This is a genomic window from Rhodanobacter spathiphylli B39, assembly GCF_000264295.1.
Lineage (GTDB): Bacteria > Pseudomonadota > Gammaproteobacteria > Xanthomonadales > Rhodanobacteraceae > Rhodanobacter > Rhodanobacter spathiphylli.
Map to the genome: position 1 here is coordinate 56,428 of NZ_AJXT01000007.1, position 21,313 is coordinate 77,740.

Consider the following 21,313-nt stretch of genomic DNA (forward strand, 5'->3'; position numbering starts at 1 on the left):
ACCGTTCAACCGGCCGCAGTCGCCAAGGATGCCAGACTGGACAGCGCTTGGTGCAATCGGGCGCGATCCGGGCCGTCGTTCAGTTCCACCAGCGGCAACCTCGGCAGGGCCAGTCCCAGCCCCAGCAGGGGCAAACCGGCCTTGACCGCGATCGGGTTCGGCGCGCAGTTGATCGCCTCGATCAGGGGTTCCAGCGCGGCGTGACAGCGCGCGGTGGCCACCCGATCCCCGCCGGTGGCCGCGTCGCACAAGCCACGAAACGCCTGCGGAACCAGGTTGGCCACCACCGAGATGGTGCCGGCGGCGCCGGCCAGCATCGCCTGCCCGGCCGTGCCGTCGTCGCCGGACAGATAGACGAAATCCGGACGCACAAGTTCCGCCAGCGCCGAAATCCGCTGCGGGTCACCGCGGGCCTCCTTGATGCCCACGATCGCCGGATGATCGCGCAACGCGGCGACCGTCTCCGGCAGGACATCGCAACCGGTACGGGCCGGCACGTTGTAGAGCAGCACCGGCAGCTCGCCGTGTTCGGCTACCTCCAGAAAATGGCGGCGCATGCCCTCCTGGGTGGGCCGCACGTAGAACGGCGCCACCACCAGGGCGGCATCGGCGCCCAGCGCATGGGCCCGCCGGGTCAGCGCCACCGTCTTTGCGGTGCCCGCCTCGCCGGTGCCGGCAATCACCGGAACCCGCCCGTTCACCCGATCGACGGCATGCGCCAGCAGCCGCTCGAACTCGTCGTGTTCGAGCATGTGGGCTTCGCCGGTGGAACCGGCCACCACCAGCGCCTGCGTGCCGCCGGCGATCTGATGCTCGATCAGTCGACCGAAGGCCGCCAGATCGAGCGCCCCGTCGGCCGCGAACGGCGTGGCCAGCGCGCAGATGCTTCCGCGAATGTTCAAGACCCGATTCCACTGCAAGGCAAGCCCTGCATGTTACTTGCCGCTTCGCGAGGCGGGCAAGTAAGCTCGATGGGAGTAGTCTCACCGTTCCGCATCACGCGGTCGACGTTACGCAGGCAGGCCTCCTTGAAATCCACTTCCGGCTCCGCACGCTCGGGCAACGACAACCAGTTGCTGATCCACGCGCTTACCACCTCGACCCGGTCACCGCTGCTGGCGCTGGCCCGGCGGATCGCCGACGCCGGCTGCAACCTGTCCGAATCGCGAGTCGCCACCATCGGCACGGAAACCTCGCTGATGCTGCTGGCCAGCGGCGCCTGGGATGCGCTGGCCAAGCTGGAAACGGCCCTGGGCAAGCTGACCCGCGACGAGAGCATGCGACTGGTGCACTACCGTACCGGCCCGCGCGAGAACAGCTCGCACCTGCTGCCCTATCTGGTGGAAGTGGTGGCCGCCGACCGCCCGGGCATCGTGGCCCGCATCGTGGACTTCTTCAGCCAGCACGGCATCAGCGTGGAGCAGCTCAACTCCACCCGCTACCACGCGATGCAGACCGGCGCGGAAATGTTCCAGGCCCAGTTCACCATCGGCATTCCGGCGGAAATCCACATCGCCGCCTTGCGCGACGACTTCCTGGAACTCTGCGACGGCATGAATCTCGACGCAATCATGGACCCGGTCAAATTCTGAGCAGGTCACATCCGCCGAGCATCGCGCGATCGCGGCGTCCTGACAAGGACTGTCCTGCGCCAAGCCACCCGCGCTAGTCTGTGGCCGTGAGTTGCCTGAGGACCGTTGCATTGCAGCCAGCTTGTCGAATCACCCCGACCGTTTCCGGCGCAACAGCTCGCCCTGCCGCCGTCGCAAGGTCGACCTCCGCAGACTTCTCCATCCCTTCCTTTCCCCATACGTCGCGGCATCGCCTCGCCGCGCAGGATCACTCATGCCCGATATCGGCAAGAAACTGCCCCCACTGAAAGGCCTCACCGGCGACGGCAGCGAACTGAAGCTGGCCAGCCTCAAGGGACAATGGCTGGTGGTGTATTTCTATCCGAAGGACTCGACGCCAGGATGCACCACCGAGGCGAAGGACTTTCGCGACCTCTACCCGGCCTTCCGCAAGCGCCATGCCCAGATCATCGGTGTCTCGCGTGATTCGCAGAAATCGCACGCGAACTTCGCCAGCAAGCAGGAACTGCCGTTTCCGCTGGTTTCCGATGCCGATGAAACCTGGTGTCGCGCCTTCGACGTGATCCACGAAAAGGTACTGTACGGCAAACGCTTCATGGGCATCGTGCGCAGCACGTTCCTGATCGATCCGGAGGGCAGGCTGGCCGCGGAATGGCGAGGCGTGAAAGTTTCCGGCCATGCGCAGGCCGTGCTCGACGCCATCCCCGCGGCCTGACCCTCGACGTACCCGCCGGCCCCTCCTTCCACCCACCAGTGAGGACACTTCCGCATGACCGGAAGCAAGCGCATCTACGCTCTCGACACCAACGTCCTGCTGCATGACCCGACTTCGCTGTTCCGCTTCGAGGAACACGACGTCTTCATCCCGATGACCGTGCTGGAGGAACTGGACGAAAAGAAGAAGGGTGCCTCGGAAGTCTCGCGCAACGGCCGCCAGGTCAGCCGCTTCCTCAATGAACTGGTCGAACTGGGCAAGCAGCACGATCTGGGCGAAGGCCTGGAGCTCAGCAATCCGCAGGGCATCAAGCTCAAGCGCGGCGGCTCGGTGGGCCGGCTGTATTTCCAGCATCGCACCAGCAGCAATGGCCACACCAAGGCGGACAACCAGATCCTCGCCGCGGTGATCGAGTTGCGCGACCAGAATCCCGGTCGCGACGTCATCCTGGTGACCAAGGACATCAACCTCCGGATCAAGGCCAGCATCAACGGCATCGTCGCCGAGGATTACGAGAACGACCGCGCGCTGGACGACTTCTCGCTGCTCTACACCGGCTCGGCCGAGCTGCCCGAGGATTTCTGGGACCTGCACCCGGAAGTGCGCTCGTGGACCGAGCGCGGCCGTACCTATTACGAAGTGAACCGGCGCGAGCAGGACGACTGGCATCCGAACCAGTGCCTGTACCTGCCCGGCGAAAGCGCGGTCGAGCTGCGCGTGCTGCACCTCGACGAGACCAGCGCCACCTTGCTGCTGCTGGATGACCATTCGCATGCGAACCACCATGTATGGGGCATCGGCGCGCGCAACCGCGAGCAGAACTTCGCGCTCAACGCGCTGATGGACCCGGACATCGACTTCGTCACCCTGCTCGGCAACGCCGGCACCGGCAAGACCCTGCTGGCGCTGGCCGCCGGCCTGGCCCAGGTGATGGACCAGCAGCGCTATCGCGAGATCATCATGACCCGCGCCACCGTCTCGGTGGGCGAGGACATCGGCTTCCTGCCCGGCACCGAAGAGGAAAAGATGACGCCGTGGATGGGGGCGCTCACCGACAACCTCGAAGTGCTGGCCAATCCCGAGGACGGCGGCAGCTGGGGCCGTCAGGCCACCAACGATCTGCTCGCCTCGCGCATCAAGATCCGCTCGCTGAACTTCATGCGCGGGCGCACCTTCCTGTCGCGCTACCTGATCATCGACGAGGCACAGAACCTCACCCCGAAGCAGATGAAGACCCTGATCACCCGCGCCGGCCCGGGCACCAAGATCGTCTGCCTGGGCAACGTGGAACAGATCGACACGCCTTACCTCACCGAGACCACGTCCGGCCTCACCTACGCGGTCGACCGCTTCAAGAACTGGGAGCACTCCGCCCACATCACCCTGCGCCGCGGCGAGCGGTCGCGGCTGGCGGACTTCGCGGCGGAGTCGCTTTAAGTACCCGGATCCGGGATTCGGGAAAGCCGAAGCCGGCGCGTCGTCGATGACTGGAAACTCCCCCGCGCGGCTGAATGTCGCGCGGGGGATTCGGCGGGCACCGAGCCGGGGCGCGGCAAACGCGTAGAATGGCAGGCCCCGGAATCCCTGCCACGGCTGCTCGCGTTGCCATGATCCTCACCCCCCGCCTCATCCTGCTTGCGGTATTCGTGTTCTTCGCGCTGTGCGTGCTGCTGGTGCACCTGCGCGGTCGCGTGCGGCTGCGTTTCGATCGCCAGCTGGTCGACCACTCGGCGATCTTCGCCCCGTACAACCTGCTGATGTACGCGTTTTCCGCCGTGCCGGCGAAACCGATCCTCGATCGTCGCGGCTTTCCGCAACTGGACCTGCTGCAGGCGAACTGGCAGGCCATCCGCGACGAAGCGCTGCAGCTGTTCGACGAAGGCCACATCCGCGCGGCCGCGAAGAACGACGACGCAAGCTTCAACAGTTTCTTCAAGCAGGGCTGGAAACGCTTCTACCTGAAGTGGTACGGCGAGCCGCTGGCCTCGGCCGAGGCGCTGTGCCCGAAGACGGTCGAGTTGCTCAATGCGATTCCCGGCATCAAGGCGGCGATGTTCGCCACGCTGGCGCCGAACAGCAAGCTCAACCCGCACCGTGACCCGTTCGCCGGCTCGCTGCGCTACCACCTGGGCCTGATCACGCCGAACTCGCGCGACTGCCGCATCTTCGTCGACGGGGAGGAGCACGCCTGGGGCGACGGCAAGGACGTGGTGTTCGACGAGACCTTCGTGCACTGGGTCGAGAACAAGACCGACCAGACCCGGGTGATCCTGTTCGCCGACGTGGAGCGTCCGCTGCGCACGCGCTGGATGAGCGCGATCAACCATCGCGTCGGCGCGTTCATGGGCAGGATCACCGCCTCGCCGAACAGCGACGCCGGCACCGAGAAGACCGGCTTCGTGAACCGCCTGTACGCGCTCAGCCAGCGCAAGGGCGCCACGCACCGCTGGAAGGTGGAGTTCAAGCGCCGCCACCGGACGCTGTACAAGGCCTTCAAGTACACCGGCATCGTGCTGCTGATGTGGCTGATCTTCCTGGCGCCGTGGCCGCTGTTCCGCTGAGCAGTCACATCGCGTGAGCGGCGCGCGTCCCTGATCAGGATGCCTCAACCGAGAACGCCATGGACCCGCAAACCGCCCTGTTCCAGCAACACCGCCCCCGCCTGTTCGGGCTGGCCTACCGCATGCTCGGCACGCCTGCCGACGCCGAAGACGTGCTGCACGACGCCTGGCTGCGCTGGCACGCGCAGGACACTGCCGCGCTGGACGACCCGGAGGCCTGGCTGGTCACCGTAACCACGCGCATCGCGCTGGACCGCCTGCGTCGCGTCAAGACCGAGCGCGCACACTACCCGGGCCCATGGCTGCCCGAGCCGCTGATCGAGACGGAGGACGCCGGCAGCGACACGCCCGAGGCAACACTGGAACGCGACCAGAGCCTCACCCTGTCCTTCCTCACCCTGCTGGAACGACTGGGGCCGGACGAGCGTGCTGCCTTCCTGCTCAACGAAGTGTTCGACTACAGCCACGCCGAGGCCGCCGCGATTCTCGGCATTGCCGAGAACGCCTGCCGCCAGCGCGTACACCGCGCCAGGACGCGGCTGCGCGAGGATCGCCCGCGCTACAGCGTGGATACGCACGCCCAGCAGCGCCTGTTGCAGCGATTCGTCGCGGCGATGGAACAGCCCACGCTGGCCTCGTTGCAAGCCCTTTTCGCCGAGGACGCCATCCACATCAGCGACGGCGGCGGCGTGGTTGCCGCCACCCTCCATCCGCTGCACGGCGCCGAACGGCTGGCGCGGCTGTACCTGCAGATCGCCCACAACACGCGCCTGCAGCCCCTGCGCTACACCCTGCTGACGCTGAACGGGGCACCGGCCCTGCTGGCCTGGGCCGGCGACACGTTGACCACCGCGATCTGGATCGAGGGCGACGGCGAGCACATCCGCGCCATCCACGCGCTGCGCCATCCGGGCAAGCTGGCGCGCCTGGCGGCGACGGTAACGAATCAGCTGGCCGGCACGTCCTTGCATTGAACGGCCCGACCCGGCCGTCATTCCCACTACCGAAGGAGTTGCCCCATGACCCGCATTTCGATCCAGCGCCACTACGCCGCCATGCAGCCGCTGGTCAAGCTCGGCGAGGAGATCCGCGCACGCGGCCACCTGGATGCAAAGCTGGCCGACCTGATCCTGATGCGCTGCTCGCAGATCAACGGCTGCGCGTTCTGCCTGGACATGCACAGCAAGGACGCCCGCGCCGCCGGCGAAACCGAGCAGCGCCTGTACCTGCTTTCCGCCTGGCGCGAGACCAGGCTGTACAGCGAGGCCGAACAGGCCGCGCTGGCCTTCGCCGAAGAACTCACCGAACTGCCCTCGCACGAGTCGGTGTCCGATGCACTGTACGAGCGACTGCACCAGCACTTCGACGACGCGGCCGTGATCGACCTGACCCTGCTGGTCGGCCTGATCAATACCTGGAACCGCCTCAACATCGCCGTGCGCACCGAAGGCGGTCACTACAAGCCTGCCGCGCACTGACGCTCCGAAAACGACAAGGCCGCGGCAATGCCGCGGCCTTGCGTGTCGATGACGCTGACGATCAGCCCTTGATGCGCTTCACGATCGCATCGGCGAAGCTGTCGGTGCTGCCCTTGCCGCCGATGTCCGGCGTCACGCTGTCGCGGTCGCTGGTCATGGTGTCGCGGATCGCCTGGCGCAGACGGTCGCCCTTGGCCACCATGTCCAGGTAGTCGAGCATGTCGGCGGCGGCCAGCAGCAGCGCGCACGGGTTGGCGATGCCCTTGCCGGCGATATCCGGCGCCGAGCCGTGCACGGCCTCGAAGATCGCCGCGTGCTCGCCGATGTTGTCGCCCGGCGCCAGGCCCAGGCCGCCGACCAGGCCGGCGCACAGGTCGGACAGGATGTCGCCGAACAGGTTGGTGGTGACGATCACGTCGAACTGCTCGGGCTTCATCACCAGCTGCATGCAGGTGTTGTCCACGATCATCTCGTTGAACTCGATCTGCGGGTATTCCCTGGCGATCTCGCGCGCCACGTTGAGGAACAGGCCCGAGCTGGTCTTCAGGATGTTCGCCTTGTGCACGGCGGTGACCTTCTTGCGGCCCTTCTTCACCGCCAGCTCGAACGCGTAGCGCACGATGCGGCTGCTGCCCTTGCGGGTGTTGCGCGCCACCGACTCGGCGATCTCGCCGTCTTCGGACAGGGTCTGGCCCTCGGAGCGGTAGGCACCTTCGGTGTTTTCGCGCACCGTGATGATGTCGATGTTCTCGTAGCGCGACTTGGTGCCGGGGAAGCTCACCGCCGGGCGCACGTTCGCGTACAGATCGAAAAGACGGCGCAGGGTCACGTTGACCGAGGTGAAGCCGCCACCGATCGGCGTGGTCAGCGGGCCTTTCAGCGCGACCTTGTGCTCGGCGATCCTGTCCAGCGTGGCCTTGGGCAGCAGATCGCCATGCTTGTCCAGTGCGACCATGCCGGCGTCGACGAAATCATAGGTCAGGCCGCAGTCCAGCGCGTCGAGCACGCGCAGGGTGGCGGTCATGATCTCCGGGCCGATGCCGTCGCCCGGGATCACGGCGATGGTTTTGTTCATGGGGATACTCCTTGGGGGACGATTGCGTGCGCGCATGGAACGGCGCAGGTCAAGACCGCCCATTATCGCTCATGCAGCGGCTCCCGGACAGCCGATGGCCCGGGAAAACCGTTGCAAATCCTCGCACGGAGCATTGCAGAAACTCGCAGGAGGCTGGCCCATGCCCCGCCCCGGACAGTTGCGCCGCCGGAAGGGCATCCACGCGGGGTCAGCCGTGGTCGGCGCATTCCGCCGTGGTGGACTCGCCGCCTTCCAGCTTGTCCAGGAAGTCCACTGCCCGTCGCAGATGCGGGATCACGATCGAACCACCGACGACCAGGCCAACGCTGAACACCTCGAAGAATTCGTCGCGCTGCACGCCGGCCTCCTTGCACTGGGCCACGTGGTAGCTGATGCAGTCGTCGCAGCGCAACACCATCGAGGCGACCAGACCCAGCATCTCCTTGGTCTTCACGTCCAGCGCGCCGGGCTTGTAGGTCTGCGTGTCCAGCGCGAAGAAGCGCCGCACCACCTGATTGTCCTCGGCCAGGATGCGCTCGTTCATGCGCTGGCGGAATGCCGTGAATTCGGCAAACTTGTCGCTCATGCGCCCTGCTCCAGCAATTGCGCCAGCTTGCCGCTGCGGTCGGCCGCCACCAGGTCGTCGTAGCCGCCCACGTGCTGGTCGTTGACGAAAATCTGCGGCACCGTGCGGCGTCCGCCGCTGCGCGCCAGCATCGCATCGCGCTGCGCGGGATCGGCGTCCACGCGCACCTCGGTCCACTCCAGCCCCTTGGACTTCAGCAGGTTCTTGGCCGACACGCAGTACGGACACACGGCGGTCGAGTAGACCTCGATCTTGGACATCACGACACTCCACAAACAAAGGGGGAACTTCACCGTAAATGAGGCCGCGCGCGCCCGGCTCAAGCCGGACGGCTGCGGTGAACCGACGCAGCCGGGCACGGTCACAATGCTATTGTCGCCGAACCCATGACCATGCCGCCACGTCCCGTCCCCTGCCTGCTCGCCACCCTGCTCTGCGCCGCGCTGGCGAGCGCCGCCCGTGCCCAGCAGGACGTGCGCCTGCCGGACCTGGGCAGTTCGGCGAACGCACTGATTTCACCGAGCGAGGCGCAGGACTATGGCGCCTCCATGCTGCGCCAGATGCGCGCGCTGGACATGGTGGTCGACGACCCGCTGCTGGACGACTACATCAACGACCTCGGTTACCGGCTGGTCGCCAGCAGCGACAAGCCGAAGGAACATTTCGCCTTCTTCATCGTGAAGGACCCGGAAATCAATGCCTTTGCCGCGCCTGGCGGCTATATCGCGGTGAACTCGGGTCTGCTCACGATCACCCGCGACGAAAGCGAGCTGGCCGGCGTGATCGCCCACGAAATCGGCCACATCACCCAGAACCACCTGCAGCGCGCGTTCGAGGATTCGAAGAAGGACGCACCGTTGATGGCCCTGGTGCTGCTCGGCGCGATCGCCGCCGGGGCCAGCAGCCACAGCGGCGACGCGCCGATGGCCGTACTGGCCGGCGGCCAGGGCCTGATCGCGCAGAAGTCGATCAATTTCACCCGCAAGGACGAAATCGAAGCCGATCGCGTCGGCATCCAGACGCTGTCCAAGGCCGGCTTCGATCCCAATGCGATGGCGGGCTTCTTCCAGCGCATGCAGGATGCGATGAGCGCCGGCGCCGGCGGCGAGGACGTGCCGGCCCTGTTGCAGACGCATCCGGTGACGACCAGCCGGATCAGCGACGCCAAGGCGCGTGCCGATGCGCTGATCGCCGCGCAGAAGCTGCGCGTGGGCATCAGCGGAATCGACCGGCAGCAATGGGCGAGGAGCACGGCGCCGATCCCCTTCGTGAAGGACCCTGCCACCCTGCTCGCTGCCCACCGCACCGGCGATCTGGACACCTACACGCTGATGCGCGAGCGCGCCCGCGTGCTGGCCGGCGACGCCACGCGGCTGGCCACGTATTACGCGTCCAGCCTGCAGACGCGCCACGATTTCCACACGCCGGCCAATCACTACGGTTACGCCCTGGCGCTGACGCGCAGTGGCCGCGGCGCGCAGGCCCTGGGGCAACTGCAGCCACTGCTGGACAACCACCCGGGAAACCTGCTGCTGAGGCTGGCCGTGGCCGACGCCCGCCTGCAGGCCGGCCAGCGCCCCGCCGCGCTGGCCATCTACTCCGAACTCAATACCCAGTCCCCGCGCAACCGTGCAGTCGCGCTGGCGTATGCCCACGCACTCACCGCCGGCGGCGACAGGGACCAGGCCCGGCTCGCCGCCGGCATGTTGCGGCCACTGCTGGACAATGCCAGCGAACCGGAGATCTACAGCACCTACGCCCGTGCCAGCGACAAGGCCGGCGACAGCGTGCGCGCCGGCGAGGCCTACGCCGACGCAAGCTACTACTCGGGCCGGCCGTACGACGCCATGGAGCAGCTCAAGCGGCTGCTCAAGCGCGACGACCTGGACTACTACGCCCGCGTGCGCATCCAGGCGCGGATCACCGAGCTGACCCCACTGGTGCTGGAACTGCACAAGCGCAAGATCCGGACCGCGGACAGTCCCGGCGATGATTCGCGGCAATGAGCGCCACACTGTCATCGCCGCGTAACATGGATTCGCTGCAATACTTCCGTCATCCGCCACGGCAGACCACCGCGTGCACAAACGCATCCTCATCGTTGAAGACGAGACCTCGATTCGCGAGATGATCGCCTTTGCCCTGCGCAAGGCCGGCATGGAAGCGATACAGGCGGTCGATGCCCGCGCCGCCCAGCTGGCGCTGTCCGAGCAGGTGCCCGACCTGATCCTGCTGGACTGGATGCTGCCGGGCATGAGCGGGCTGGAGCTGGCACGGCGCCTGCGCAAGGAAGAGCTCAGTCGCGAAATCCCGATCATCATGCTTACCGCGCGCGGCGAGGAAATGGATCGCGTCAACGGACTGGAGGCCGGCGTCGACGATTACGTGGTGAAACCGTTCTCCACCCGCGAGCTGGTCGCCCGGATCAAGGCCGTCCTGCGGCGCAGCCAGGGCGACGACGGCTCGGGCGTGATCGAGCTGGGCGGGCTGCGCATCGACGGCGCCGCGCACCGAGTGTTCGCCGGCGAAGAGCCGGTGGCGATCGGCCCCACCGAGTATCGGCTGCTGTATTTCTTCATGACCCATGCCGAGCGGGTCTACTCGCGTGCGCAGTTGCTGGACCATGTCTGGGGCGGCAGCGTCTACGTGGAAGAGCGCACCGTCGACGTGCATATCCGCCGGCTGCGCAAGACGCTGGAGCCGTGGAAGCTGGACGAACTGGTGCAGACGGTGCGCGGCACCGGCTACCGTTTTTCCACCAGCATCTGAACGGCGCCGCCTCGCTTGCGTCGTCGGCACCTTTTGCCGATGCTGGCGGTCGCCGCATACGCCCCCGGATGATCCCGCCCCCGCATGCCTGACTGGAAACTCCCCACGTTCCTCGCCTCGATCCTGTGCGCCGGGGCGGCGCTGGGCTGGCTGGCCGGAAGTTCCGCCTGGGCCGGGCTGGCCATCGCCGCCATCATCGGAGTCGTCTTCCTGCTGACCCGGCTCCGTCATCTGCAGCGGGCCATGATGGCGGCATCCGTGACTGCCAGCCCCATGCAGGATGACCGACTCATGACACGCGCACACCTGCTCGCCTCGAACCTGCGCGACCTTCGCCAGGCTGCGGATCGCCTGCCGGATGCCGTAGTGCTGCTGGACCGCCGGCAGCAGATCCGCTGGTTCAACCATGCCGCGGAAAGCCTGCTCGGGCTGAACCGGACGCGGGATCGCGGCCAGCCGCTGATCCAGCGGATGGCTCACTCCGACCTGGCCGACTGGCTGCGCGACGGGGCGCAAGGCCAGCTTGATGACGTCGCCGCCCCGGGCAACAAGGACAACCAGCTCAACGTCACCCTGCTGCCGTTCGGCGAGCATCAGCAACTGCTGCTGGCGCACGACATCACTCCCATGAAGCGACTGGAACAGGTGCGCCGGGATTTCGTCTCCAATGTCTCCCATGAGCTGCGCACGCCGTTGACGGTAATCCACGGCTATCTCGAACTGCTGGACCCCGAGGACGTACCCGAGCTGGCACCGGTGCTCGGCGAGATGCGGGCACAGTCGAAGCGGATGGGCCAGATCGTCGAGGACCTGCTGACCCTGTCGCGACTGGAGACCCAGCACGAGGTGATCGACGAACGCGTGCCGATGGCCGCGCTGCTGGCCACCGTGCGCAAGGAGGCCGAAGCGCTCAGCCAGGGGCGCCACCAGATCAGCCTGGAATCCACCGCCAACGCGGACCTGTTCGGCTCGCCGAAGGATCTGCACAGCGCGTTGTCGAACCTGGTCAGCAACGCGGTGCGCTATACGCCCAACGGCGGCAGCATCGCGATCCGCTGGCGGCGCGAGCCCGGCGGCGCGGTGTATTCGGTCAGCGACACCGGTTTCGGCATCCCCGCCAATCACCTGGCCCGCCTGACCGAACGATTCTACCGGGTGTCCTCCAGCCGTTCGCGCGACAGCGGCGGCACCGGGCTCGGGCTGTCGATCGTCAAGCACGTGCTGAACCTGCACCAGGCTCGCCTGCAGATCGAAAGCGAAGCCGGCGCCGGCTCCACCTTTTCCTGCCACTTCGGCGATGAACGATTGCTGGCTCCCGACACCGGCGAGTGAAGCTGCCGGCGCCGGCGCGATGTATTTGGCGCACGTCATGGGCCAGAATGAAGCATGCCCACACCACCGAGTTGCCCATCGCCCGAGACCGGTCCCGGTGCGCCGGAGTTGTATCTCAGCCGCGAGCTGGCCGCGCTGGAGTTCAACTTCCGGGTGCTGGCGATGGCGCGCGACCCGAGCGTGCCGCTGCTTGAGCGCTTGCGCTACCTGAGCATCGTGGCCAGCAACCTCGACGAGTTCTTCGAGGTGCGGGTGGCAATGCTCAAGCACCACCACGCGTACGGTTCGGCCGCACCGGGTCCCGACGGCGTCAGCTCCGGCGACCTGCTGGCGCAGATCCGCAGTCGCGTGCTGGACCTGGTCGCCGAGCAGTACGCAACCTGGCAGGAACAGATCGGTCCCCAGCTGGACGCCGAGCAGATCCACATCCTCACCCGCAAACGCTGGAACCCGCGCCAGCGGCGCTGGCTGCAGGGCTATTTCGAGCACGAGGTGCTGCCGGTATTGTCGCCGCTGGGGCTGGACCCGGCGCATCCGTTCCCGCGCATCCTCAACAAGACGCTGAACATCGCGGTGGTGCTGAAGGGGCGCGATGCCTTCGGCCACGAGGGGCACATGGCGCTGGTGCGGGCACCGCGCTCGCTGCCCCGGATCATCCGCGTGCCTGCCGAAGTCAGCGGCCCGGGCGAGCATTTCGTGTTTCTTGCCGAGCTGCTTCAGGCCTTCGTCGACCTGATGTTCCCCGGCCTCAGGGTGGTCGGCTCGTACCAGTTCCGGGTCACCCGCAACAGCGAGCTGATCGTCGAGGAGGCCGAGGTGGAGAACCTCGCGCTGGCCCTCAGCGAGGAGCTGGTCGGGCGCGGCTACGCGCGGCCGGTGCGGCTGGAAATCGCCAACGACTGTCCGAAGGCGATCACCGCAATGCTGGTGCAGAACTTCCAGCTGGAGGAAACCGACGTCTACCGCTGCGACGGCCCGGTCAACATCATCCGCGCCGGGCTGATCTACGACTGGCTGGATCGGCCGGAACTGAAGTTCCCGCGCTTCAATCCGCAGCTGCCGCCGGCGCTCGAGAGCAGCCGCAACAAGTTCGACCTGATCAGCCAGCACGACGTGCTGCTGCACCATCCGTATCAGAGCTTCTCCGCAGTGATCGACCTGCTGCGCCAGGCCACCGCCGATCCGCAGGTGCTGGCGATCAAGCAGACCCTGTACCGCGCGGGCGAGGACACCCCGCTGGTCGACCTGCTGGTCGAGGCGGCCCGCAACGGCAAGGACGTCACCGTGGTGATCGAGCTGCGCGCGCGCTTCGACGAGGAGGCCAATATCCGGCTGGCCACGCGGCTGCAGGAAGCCGGCGTGCAGGTGGTCTACGGCGTGGTCGGCTACAAGACCCACGCCAAGATGATGCTGATCGTACGCCGCGAAGGCGAGGCACTGCGCCGCTACGTGCACCTCTCCACCGGCAACTACCATCAGGCCAACAGCCGGATGTACACCGACATCGGATTGATGACGGCGAACCCCGAGATCGGCGAGGACATGCACAAGGTCTTCCAGCAACTGTCCGGTCTGGGACCCATCATCGACCTGAAGCGCCTGTTGCATTCGCCGTTCACGCTGTATCCGAAAGTGCTGGAGAAGATCGAGCGCGAGACCGCCCACGCGGCCGCAGGCCGGCCGGCGCGCATCGTGGCCAAGCTCAACGCGCTCAATGAAGCACGGGTGATCTCCGCGCTGTACCGGGCTTCCCAGGCCGGCGTGGAGATCGACCTGGTCGTGCGTGGTGCGTGCACCCTTCGCCCCGGCCTGCCCGGCATCTCCGAGCGCATCCGGGTGCGCTCGATCGTGGGGCGTTTCCTCGAACACAGCCGGGTGTACTGGTTTGCCAACGATGGCGATGCGGAGATCTATTGCGCCAGCGCGGACTGGATGGAGCGCAACCTGATGCGGCGGATCGAGGTGGCCTTCCCGATCCTGGACCCGGACCTGGCGGCGCGCGTGTTCGAGGAAACCCTGGCCAACGGGCTGGCCGACAACACCCAGGCCTGGCTGCTGGGCAGCGACGGCCGGTATGTCCGCGCCACTCCCGGCGAGCATCCGCCGTACAGCGCCCAGCAGGGCCTGCTCGAGCGCTACTGCAAGTGAGTCGAACGCCATGAACCGATGCAAGCCTTTCACGCGCGCGTGCGAGAATCCGTCCTTTATCGTCGCGGGAGCCCCGGCGTGAGCCCAGCCGAACAGACACCCATCCGCGACGGTGAACTCATCGCCGCGATCGACATGGGTTCCAACAGCTTCCACATGGTGGTCGCGCGGATGGAACATGGCGAACCGCGGGTGATCGATCGCCTGCGCGACACCGTGCGGATGGCCGCCGGCCTGCGTGCCGACGGCAGCCTCGACGCCGAACGGCGCGCCCGCGCGATCGCCTGCCTGGCCCGCTTCGGCCAGCGCATTGCCGGCCTGCCGTCGATACGGGTGCGCGCGGTGGCCACCAACACGGTCCGCCGGCTCGCCTCGCCGCAGACCTTCCTGACCGCGGCCGAGGCTGCGCTCGGCCATCCGATCGAAGTGGTTTCCGGGCGTGAGGAAGGCCGCCTGATCTTCCTCGGTGCCGCCCACGACCTGCCCGTTTCGCGCGAGCCGCGACTGGTCATCGACGTGGGTGGCGGCAGCACCGAATTCATCATCGGCCGGGGCCTGGCCCCGCTGCATACCGAAAGCGTGCAGGCCGGCTGCATTGCCTCGACCCTGCGTTTCTTCCCGGGCGGCAAGATCAACCGCAAGCGCTGGCAGCGCGCGGTGAGCGAGATCGGCGTGCTGCTGCAGCAGTTCGCCGAGGACTACCGCGAATCCGGCTGGCAGGATGCCTACGGCTCCTCCGGCACGGCCAAGTCGATCGGCTCGGTCGTGCAGGAAATGAAGTTCTGCGACGACGGCATCACCTCCGCCTCGCTGGCTTCGCTGCGCGATGTGCTGATCGAACACGGCCAGATCAGCACGCTCAAGCTGCCTGGCCTGGTCGAGGACCGTGCGCCCGTGCTCGCCGGCGGCGTGGTGATCATGGAGGCGGCTTTTGCCGCGCTGGGCATCGAACGGCTGCGCGTGTGCGAAAGCTCGATGCGCGAAGGGCTGCTGTGGGACCTGCTGGGCCGCGCCGGCGGCAGCGATCCGCGTACCGCCAGCATCGAGGCACTGGCCAGCCGCTATGGCGTGGATCGCGCCCAGGCACGCCGGGTCGAATCGACCGCACTGATGCTGTTCGACCAGGTGGCACGCAGCTGGAAGCTGGACGCCGACGCACGCGAATGGCTTTCCTGGGCCGCGCGCGTGCATGAGATCGGCCTGGCCATCGCGCACAGCCAGCACCACCATCATGGCGCCTACATCCTGCGGCACGCCGACCTGGCCGGCTTCTCACGGCAGGAGCAGCAGCTGCTGGCCGCGGTGGTCGACATGCATCGGCGCAAGCCGGACAAGTCGGTGATCACCGCCTTGCCGCAGCGTTATCGCACACTGGCCCGATACACCACGGCGCTGCTGCGCCTGGCCGTGCTGTTCCGCCGCGCACGTCGCGCCGAGTCGCTGCCGCAGATGCGCCTGGCCGCCAGCAGCCGATCGCTGCGACTGACCTTGCCGCACGCGTGGTTCGAGCAGCACCCGCTCAGCGAAGCGGACCTGCAACAGGAACAGGCGCCGATGGCCGAACTCGGCCTGCGGCTGGAACTCAGCGGCAGCTGACGCGAACCCGCGCGGCGGCGGCGCCGCGTATGATGTCCCGAGACCCCGACCATCTTTATGCCCATGCTGAAATCCCTGCTCGCCATCCTGCTTCTGTCACTGCCACTGACGCTGATCGCGCAGACGGCCAAACCGGCACCGGCTGCCGCGCCGGCGCCGCCACCGCAAGTCGTGCTGACCACCTCGCAAGGCGAGATCACGCTGGAGCTGTATCCGGACAAGTCACCCAAGAGCGTGGCGAACTTCCTGCAGTACGTCCGCGACGGCTTCTACGACGGCACGCTGTTGCACCGGGCGATTCCCGGCTACCTGGTGCAAGGCGGCCTGTATACCCGCGACCTGCAGCCCAAGCGCACCCGCTCGGCCATTGCCAGCGAGGCCGACAACGGCCTGTCCAACCTGCGCGGCACGGTGGCCGTGGCCCGTGGGGCGGACCCGAACTCCGGCACCGCGCAGTTCTTCTTCAACCTGGTCGACAACCGGCGGCTGGATTTCGCCGGCAACCAGAGCGGGCTGACTTGGGGCTACACCGTGTTCGGCAAGGTCATCAAGGGCATGGACGTGGTCGACAAGATTGCCGCCCTGCCGACCCGTGCACTGGGACCGTTCGCCGGCGACGTGCCCAATCCGCTGGTGTTGATCGAAAGCGCTCGGGTGATCGGCGAACAGGCACCAGCCTCCGCCGCCAGCGCCGCCAGTCCCGCCAGCGCAGCCTCGTCGGCAACGCCCGCGAGCGCGACCAAATCCGGCAAGAAGGCTTCCAGGAAAGTTGCCAAGCCCGCCGGCAAGGGTTGATCCGCCCATGAGCACCCTGTTCATCGCGGACCTGCATCTGGACGCCAGCCGACCGCGGATCACCGAGCTGTTCGAAAAGTACCTGGCCAGCGACGAAGTCCGCCAGGCCGACGCCCTGTACATCCTCGGCGACCTGGTCGAGGCGTGGATCGGCGACGACGATGACGCCGAACTGCCCGCACGCATCGCCGCCGCAACGCGCGCGGTGCGCGACGCCGGTGTGCCGGTCTATTTCATGGTCGGCAACCGCGACTTCCTGCTCGGCGAAGCCTTCGCCGAACGTGCCGGCCTGACCCTGCTCGACGACGGTGTCGTGCATGACGTGCAGGGGCGCCCCACCCTGCTGATGCATGGCGACGTGCTGTGCACTGACGACACCGCCTACCAGGCCGTGCGCCGCCAGGTACGCACGCCCGAATGGGCCGCGCAGATCCTCGCGATGCCGCTGGAAGCGCGCCGCGCGTTTGCCGCCAAGGCGCGCGCCGACAGCAAGGCGCACACCGGCAGCACCATGGAAAGCATCATGGACGTCAACGCCGATGCCGTAGCCGATGCGATGCGCCGAGCGGGCGTGACGCGATTGATCCACGGGCATACGCACCGGCCCGCCATCCATCGCCTTGAGGTGGATGGAAAGCCGACCGAGCGGATCGTGCTGGGCGACTGGTACGAACACGGCTCGGTGTTGCGGGTGGATGATCGGGGCAACGTCGAACTGCGCGGGTTGGCGGTGGGCTGAGCCGCATCGTGCGCTTGATCGGCGCTGGCGCTGTTTCGATCGAGTCGCATGAAGGGCCGCAGCGTTCATGCTCGGCTCCCTCCACAGCTTGCACGGGAGGGTTGGGTGGGTCGCTCTTGATCTCGCGGTGACGCAGCCAGATGCACAAGACGCCTGCTTCGATGGGCGATGGCATGACGTGGAGTTCGCGAGGGACTGTTTGGCCCATCCTTGGGCCGAACCCCTGCGCGCTGCGCGCTCCGGGGCCAGCCTGCTGGTTGTCGTTGTTTGTTTCACACGATACCAAAGCTCACGCCCTGCTCCCTCCCCTGCTTGCAGGGGAGGGCTGGGGTGGGGTTGCTCTTGATTTCGTGATGGCGCATCCGGATACGCAAAACGCCTGCTTCGATGGAGTTTCACTCAGCGTGGAGGGTCGGGGATTGTGAATCCCACATGGGATTCACCCTTCCGCGCTGCGCGCTCCAGGGCCAGCCTGCGGCTGTCCACAATGTCCCAGACAAAATTGTCGACGACGAAGGCAGGATGCCGTAGTCGAACATCGGCGCAGCCGATGGCCCGAAGGGCGAGGCACAGGATGTGCCGAGTAACCGGAGGGCTCGTCCCCCACCTCTCTCCGCCAGATACGCAAAACGCCCCTTGCGGGGCGCTTTGCGTATCTGGCGGAGAGAGAGGGATTCGAACCCTCGATCAGGTGTTTAGCCCGATACTCCCTTAGCAGGGGAGCCCCTTCGGCCACTCGGGCATCTCTCCGGGGTCTTTGTTCCGCATTGCTGCGGAGCCGGCAAGGATACTGACCGGCGCGGTCGAGGTAAAGGCTTAATTCACTCGATCAGTGTTCGACGGACTCGTCGGGGCCACTGCCGGGATCGCTTTCGCCCTTGATGCGCTGATAGATCTCTTCGCGATGCACCGCCACATTCTTCGGTGCATTGATGCCGATGCGTACCTGATTGCCTTTCACACCAAGAACGGTGACGGTCACCTCGTCGCCGATCATCAGGGTCTCACCGACCCTGCGGGTCAGAATCAACATGATTTTGCTACTCCATAAAAGCTGTTGGTCACAGGCCTGCAGATCGACGTTGCCTCACCCCTGAGCGTCCGTCTTTCCGCAGTTCGACGAATGATCCGTCGAAGGCCCTACCCCGCCTTCCCGGCTCACAGCCAAAACACTCCTTGGCGTCCTGACTGGCGATACGAGCGTTTCCGACCGTGTCGACACTGTTTCGATAGTAACTGAGCACGATTCCCCTGTGCAATCTGCCAGGGTCGTGACGAATGGCACACGCAAAAGGGGTCAAGGCGCCGAGATCCATTCCGGCAAGGCCGACAGGATCGTCGGCAGCTCCGGCGCATCCGTGCCGCCCCCCTGGGCCATGTCGGGCCTGCCGCCGCCCTTGCCGTCGATCTGTTTCGCCACGTGTGCCACCACGTCGCCCGCCTTGATCCGGGCCAAGGCCTTGCCGTGGACTCCCGCGATCAGCGAGACCCGGCCATCCGCCGCACCGGCCAGCAGGATCACGCAGTCGCCCAGCTGCTGCTTGAGCTGGTCCACGCTGTCGCGCAGCGACTTGGCGTCGAGGCCCTCCAGCCGGGCCGCGACCACCTTGATTCCATCGACATCCGTGGCTGAACCGGCCAGGTCGGCGGTAGCCGAGCCGGCGGCCTTGCTGCGCAGGGATTCCAGTTCGCGCTCGAGTTTCTTCTGGCGATCGAACAGCTGGCGCAGTTTTTCCACCGCGTCGTCACCGCTGCTGGAAAGCAGCTGCGAGAATTCGGCCAGACGACGCTCTTCGTCGGCGATGTAGGCCAGCGCGCCGGCCCCAGTGACTGCCTCGATGCGGCGCACGCCGGAAGCCACGCCCGCCTCGCTGACGACCTTGAACAGGCCGATGTCGCCGGTACGCCCCACGTGGGTGCCGCCGCACAGCTCGGTGGAGAAATCGCCCATCTTCAGCACGCGCACTTCGTCGCCGTACTTCTCGCCGAACAGCGCCATCGCGCCAAACTCGATCGCCTGGTCGTAGCCCATGTTGTGCACTTCGGCCGCCGCGTTGCGGCGCACCTCGGCGTTCACCAGGGCCTCGACCCGGGCCAGCTCGTCGTGGCTCATCGGCTTGTGATGCGAGAAGTCGAAGCGCAGCCGCTCCGGCGCCACCAGCGAGCCCTTCTGCGTGACGTGGGTGCCCAGCACCTGGCGCAGGGCCGCGTGCAGCAAATGGGTGGCCGAATGGTTGAGCACGATGGCCTGGCGGCGCGAGGCGTCGACCGAGGCATCGACCAGGTCGCCGGTCCGCAGCGGCTGGTCGCCATGCCAGGTGCCGGCATGGCCGAAGAACACGCCGCCCATCTTCAGCGTATCGCCGACTTCGAAACGACCGGACGCGCTGGACAGCGTGCCGGTATCGCCGACCTGGCCACCGGACTCGGCATAGAACGGCGTGCGATCGAGGATGATGAGACCCTCCTCGCCCTCGCCCAGCTGGTCGACCTGCTTGCCGCCGCGCACGATGCCGAGCACCTTGCTGCCGCTGCCCTGCAGTGCGTCGTAACCGAGGAATACGGTGGGCTTGAGCTGGCTGGCCAGCTCGGCCGGCATCTGCCCCTTGGCCTCGAACTTGCCCGCGGCGCGGGCGCGCTCGCGCTGTTCGTTCATGGCCTGCTCGAAGCCGGCCATGTCGACCTCAAGCCCGCGCTCGCGCGCGATGTCGGCGGTAAGGTCGACCGGGAAGCCGTAGGTGTCGTAAAGACGGAACGCATCGACGCCCGGGATCGTCTTGCCGGATTTGCCGGCGATGTCGTCGAACAGGCGCATGCCGTGCTCCAGCGTCTCGCCAAAGCGCTGTTCCTCGGTGCGCAACGCATCCTCGACGAAGGCCTGCCTTGCCGAAAGCTCCGGGTAAGCTTCGCCCATTTCCTCGACCAGCGGCTGCACCATCTTCCAGAAGAAGTCGCCGCGCACGCCGAGCATCCAGCCATGCCGCAGCGCGCGGCGGATGATCCGGCGCAGCACGTAGCCACGACCTTCGTTGGACGGCAGCACGCCGTCGACGATCAGGAAGGAACAGGCGCGGATGTGGTCGGCGATCACCCGCAGCGACTTGTTGCCCAGGTCCTGCGTGCCGGTGAGTTCGCCGGCGACGCGGATCAGGTGCGCGAACAGGTCGATCTCGTAGTTCGAATGCACGTGCTGCAGCACCGCGGCGAGGCGCTCCAGGCCCATGCCGGTGTCCACGCACGGCGCCGGCAGCGGGCTCAGCGTGCCGTCGGGCGCGCGGTCGAACTGCATGAACACCAGGTTCCAGATCTCGATGTAGCGGTCACCGTCCTCGTCCGGCGAGCCGGGCGGGCCACCGGCGATGTCCGCACCGTGGTCGTAGAAGATCTCGGTGCACGGGCCGCACGGGCCGGTGTCGGCCATCTGCCAGAAATTGTCCGAGGCGAACGGTGCGCCCTTGTTGTCGCCGATGCGCACGATGCGTTCGGCTGGCACGCCGACCTGTTTGTTCCAGATGTCGAAGGCCTCGTCGTCGGTGTGGTAGACGGTGACCCACAGCTTGTCCGCCGGCAGCTTGAAGACTTCCGTCAGCAGCTCCCACGCGTAGGCGATCGCGTCGCGCTTGAAGTAGTCGCCGAACGACCAGTTGCCCAGCATCTCGAAGAAGGTGTGATGGCGCGCGGTGTAGCCCACGGCGTCGAGGTCGTTGTGCTTGCCGCCAGCGCGCAGGCAGCGCTGCACGTCGGCCGCGCGGACGTAACCGGGCTTTTCGCTGCCCAGGAACACGTTCTTGAACTGCACCATGCCGGAGTTGGTGAACAGCAAGGTCGGGTCGCTGGACGGCACCAGCGAGCTGGACGGCACGATGGTGTGGTCCTTGGAACGGAAATAATCGAGAAAGGCGGAACGGATGTCGGAGGTTTTCATGC

19 protein-coding genes and 1 tRNA gene are annotated in these 21,313 nt (G+C 66.7%); 13 read left to right on the forward strand and 7 right to left on the reverse strand.

Annotation, left to right across the window (positions count from 1 at the left end):
* Nucleotides 1-5 precede the first annotated feature (5 nt).
* Nucleotides 6-902, reverse strand: coding sequence for a 4-hydroxy-tetrahydrodipicolinate synthase (gene dapA / locus UU7_RS05465; RefSeq protein WP_007806157.1), 897 nt, complete (start codon nucleotides 900-902; stop codon nucleotides 6-8).
* A 171-nt stretch (nucleotides 903-1,073) separates the two neighbouring features.
* On the opposite strand from dapA, the gene UU7_RS05470 reads away from it, so the two are divergent.
* The 6 genes from UU7_RS05470 (at nucleotide 1,074) to UU7_RS05495 (ending at nucleotide 6,346) form a co-directional block, all read left to right on the forward strand.
* The gene (locus UU7_RS05470) at nucleotides 1,074-1,592 is read left to right on the forward strand and encodes a glycine cleavage system transcriptional repressor (RefSeq protein ID WP_040672912.1); all 519 of its coding nucleotides are present in this window, start codon (nucleotides 1,074-1,076) and stop codon (nucleotides 1,590-1,592) included.
* 253 nt (nucleotides 1,593-1,845) lie between these two features.
* Nucleotides 1,846-2,307, forward strand: a complete 462-nt coding sequence (locus UU7_RS05475) for a peroxiredoxin (RefSeq protein WP_007806161.1) — start codon at nucleotides 1,846-1,848, stop codon at nucleotides 2,305-2,307.
* Nucleotides 2,308-2,361: 54 nt separating this feature from the next.
* Nucleotides 2,362-3,744: a PhoH family protein gene (locus UU7_RS05480; protein ID WP_007806163.1), complete on the forward strand. Its 1,383-nt coding sequence runs from the start codon at nucleotides 2,362-2,364 to the stop codon at nucleotides 3,742-3,744.
* A 170-nt stretch (nucleotides 3,745-3,914) separates the two neighbouring features.
* Complete coding sequence (locus tag UU7_RS05485; RefSeq protein WP_007806164.1) at nucleotides 3,915-4,868, forward strand: aspartyl/asparaginyl beta-hydroxylase domain-containing protein; 954 nt, start codon at nucleotides 3,915-3,917, stop codon at nucleotides 4,866-4,868.
* A 59-nt stretch (nucleotides 4,869-4,927) separates the two neighbouring features.
* Nucleotides 4,928-5,842, forward strand: coding sequence for an RNA polymerase sigma factor SigJ (gene sigJ / locus UU7_RS05490; RefSeq protein WP_007806166.1), 915 nt, complete (start codon nucleotides 4,928-4,930; stop codon nucleotides 5,840-5,842).
* A 45-nt stretch (nucleotides 5,843-5,887) separates the two neighbouring features.
* On the forward strand, nucleotides 5,888-6,346 hold the full coding sequence (locus UU7_RS05495; protein ID WP_007806168.1) for a carboxymuconolactone decarboxylase family protein: 459 nt from the start codon (nucleotides 5,888-5,890) through the stop codon (nucleotides 6,344-6,346).
* 61 nt (nucleotides 6,347-6,407) lie between these two features.
* On the opposite strand, the gene UU7_RS05500 is transcribed toward UU7_RS05495, so the two are convergent.
* From UU7_RS05500 to grxC, 3 genes are all read right to left on the reverse strand, one after another.
* Nucleotides 6,408-7,421: an isocitrate dehydrogenase gene (locus UU7_RS05500; RefSeq protein WP_007806169.1), complete on the reverse strand. Its 1,014-nt coding sequence runs from the start codon at nucleotides 7,419-7,421 to the stop codon at nucleotides 6,408-6,410.
* A 208-nt stretch (nucleotides 7,422-7,629) separates the two neighbouring features.
* Nucleotides 7,630-8,007, reverse strand: coding sequence for a carboxymuconolactone decarboxylase family protein (locus tag UU7_RS05505; protein ID WP_007806171.1), 378 nt, complete (start codon nucleotides 8,005-8,007; stop codon nucleotides 7,630-7,632).
* The gene (gene grxC / locus UU7_RS05510; protein ID WP_007806173.1) at nucleotides 8,004-8,267 is read right to left on the reverse strand and encodes a glutaredoxin 3; all 264 of its coding nucleotides are present in this window, start codon (nucleotides 8,265-8,267) and stop codon (nucleotides 8,004-8,006) included. Before grxC ends, UU7_RS05505 begins: the two co-directional genes overlap by 4 nt.
* 126 nt (nucleotides 8,268-8,393) lie before the next feature.
* Between grxC and UU7_RS05515 the strand changes: the two genes are divergently transcribed.
* From UU7_RS05515 to UU7_RS05545, 7 genes are all read left to right on the forward strand, one after another.
* On the forward strand, nucleotides 8,394-10,013 hold the full coding sequence (locus tag UU7_RS05515; RefSeq protein ID WP_007806174.1) for a M48 family metalloprotease: 1,620 nt from the start codon (nucleotides 8,394-8,396) through the stop codon (nucleotides 10,011-10,013).
* 73 nt (nucleotides 10,014-10,086) lie between these two features.
* Nucleotides 10,087-10,776, forward strand: a complete 690-nt coding sequence (gene phoB / locus UU7_RS05520) for a phosphate regulon transcriptional regulator PhoB (RefSeq protein WP_007806176.1) — start codon at nucleotides 10,087-10,089, stop codon at nucleotides 10,774-10,776.
* Between the two features lie 84 nt (nucleotides 10,777-10,860).
* On the forward strand, nucleotides 10,861-12,108 hold the full coding sequence (phoR, locus tag UU7_RS05525) for a phosphate regulon sensor histidine kinase PhoR (protein WP_007806178.1): 1,248 nt from the start codon (nucleotides 10,861-10,863) through the stop codon (nucleotides 12,106-12,108).
* A 54-nt stretch (nucleotides 12,109-12,162) separates the two neighbouring features.
* Nucleotides 12,163-14,256, forward strand: coding sequence for a polyphosphate kinase 1 (gene ppk1, locus UU7_RS05530; RefSeq protein ID WP_040672899.1), 2,094 nt, complete (start codon nucleotides 12,163-12,165; stop codon nucleotides 14,254-14,256).
* 78 nt (nucleotides 14,257-14,334) lie between these two features.
* Nucleotides 14,335-15,852, forward strand: coding sequence for a Ppx/GppA phosphatase family protein (locus UU7_RS05535; protein ID WP_007806182.1), 1,518 nt, complete (start codon nucleotides 14,335-14,337; stop codon nucleotides 15,850-15,852).
* A 63-nt stretch (nucleotides 15,853-15,915) separates the two neighbouring features.
* Nucleotides 15,916-16,647, forward strand: coding sequence for a peptidylprolyl isomerase (locus UU7_RS05540; RefSeq protein WP_007806184.1), 732 nt, complete (start codon nucleotides 15,916-15,918; stop codon nucleotides 16,645-16,647).
* A gap of 7 nt (nucleotides 16,648-16,654) precedes the next feature.
* The gene (locus UU7_RS05545; protein ID WP_007806186.1) at nucleotides 16,655-17,386 is read left to right on the forward strand and encodes a UDP-2,3-diacylglucosamine diphosphatase; all 732 of its coding nucleotides are present in this window, start codon (nucleotides 16,655-16,657) and stop codon (nucleotides 17,384-17,386) included.
* Nucleotides 17,387-18,043: 657 nt separating this feature from the next.
* On the opposite strand, the gene UU7_RS05550 is transcribed toward UU7_RS05545, so the two are convergent.
* From UU7_RS05550 to alaS, 3 genes are all read right to left on the reverse strand, one after another.
* Nucleotides 18,044-18,136, reverse strand: a tRNA-Ser gene (locus UU7_RS05550).
* A 79-nt stretch (nucleotides 18,137-18,215) separates the two neighbouring features.
* Nucleotides 18,216-18,419, reverse strand: coding sequence for a carbon storage regulator CsrA (gene csrA / locus UU7_RS05555; RefSeq protein ID WP_007806189.1), 204 nt, complete (start codon nucleotides 18,417-18,419; stop codon nucleotides 18,216-18,218).
* Nucleotides 18,420-18,683: 264 nt separating this feature from the next.
* Nucleotides 18,684-21,311 carry an alanine--tRNA ligase gene (gene alaS, locus UU7_RS05560; RefSeq protein ID WP_007806191.1) on the reverse strand — a complete coding sequence of 876 codons (2,628 nt, stop codon included), beginning with the start codon at nucleotides 21,309-21,311 and terminating at the stop codon, nucleotides 18,684-18,686.
* Between the last annotated feature and the right edge of the window lie 2 nt (nucleotides 21,312-21,313).

What these genes read in the sequence shown, in the direction of transcription:
- UU7_RS05475 (WP_007806161.1), top strand. Translation starts at nt 1,846, where the DNA reads ATGCCCGATATCGGCAAGAAACTGCCCCCACTGAAAGGCCTCACCGGC.
- UU7_RS05480 (WP_007806163.1), top strand. Translation starts at nt 2,362, where the DNA reads ATGACCGGAAGCAAGCGCATCTACGCTCTCGACACCAACGTCCTGCTG.
- UU7_RS05485 (WP_007806164.1), top strand. Translation starts at nt 3,915, where the DNA reads ATGATCCTCACCCCCCGCCTCATCCTGCTTGCGGTATTCGTGTTCTTC.
- sigJ (WP_007806166.1), top strand. Translation starts at nt 4,928, where the DNA reads ATGGACCCGCAAACCGCCCTGTTCCAGCAACACCGCCCCCGCCTGTTC.
- UU7_RS05495 (WP_007806168.1), top strand. Translation starts at nt 5,888, where the DNA reads ATGACCCGCATTTCGATCCAGCGCCACTACGCCGCCATGCAGCCGCTG.
- UU7_RS05500 (WP_007806169.1), bottom strand. Translation starts at nt 7,421, where the DNA reads ATGAACAAAACCATCGCCGTGATCCCGGGCGACGGCATCGGCCCGGAG.
- UU7_RS05505 (WP_007806171.1), bottom strand. Translation starts at nt 8,007, where the DNA reads ATGAGCGACAAGTTTGCCGAATTCACGGCATTCCGCCAGCGCATGAAC.
- grxC (WP_007806173.1), bottom strand. Translation starts at nt 8,267, where the DNA reads ATGTCCAAGATCGAGGTCTACTCGACCGCCGTGTGTCCGTACTGCGTG.
- UU7_RS05515 (WP_007806174.1), top strand. Translation starts at nt 8,394, where the DNA reads ATGACCATGCCGCCACGTCCCGTCCCCTGCCTGCTCGCCACCCTGCTC.
- phoR (WP_007806178.1), top strand. Translation starts at nt 10,861, where the DNA reads ATGCCTGACTGGAAACTCCCCACGTTCCTCGCCTCGATCCTGTGCGCC.
- ppk1 (WP_040672899.1), top strand. Translation starts at nt 12,163, where the DNA reads ATGCCCACACCACCGAGTTGCCCATCGCCCGAGACCGGTCCCGGTGCG.
- UU7_RS05540 (WP_007806184.1), top strand. Translation starts at nt 15,916, where the DNA reads ATGCTGAAATCCCTGCTCGCCATCCTGCTTCTGTCACTGCCACTGACG.
- UU7_RS05545 (WP_007806186.1), top strand. Translation starts at nt 16,655, where the DNA reads ATGAGCACCCTGTTCATCGCGGACCTGCATCTGGACGCCAGCCGACCG.
- csrA (WP_007806189.1), bottom strand. Translation starts at nt 18,419, where the DNA reads ATGTTGATTCTGACCCGCAGGGTCGGTGAGACCCTGATGATCGGCGAC.
- alaS (WP_007806191.1), bottom strand. Translation starts at nt 21,311, where the DNA reads ATGAAAACCTCCGACATCCGTTCCGCCTTTCTCGATTATTTCCGTTCC.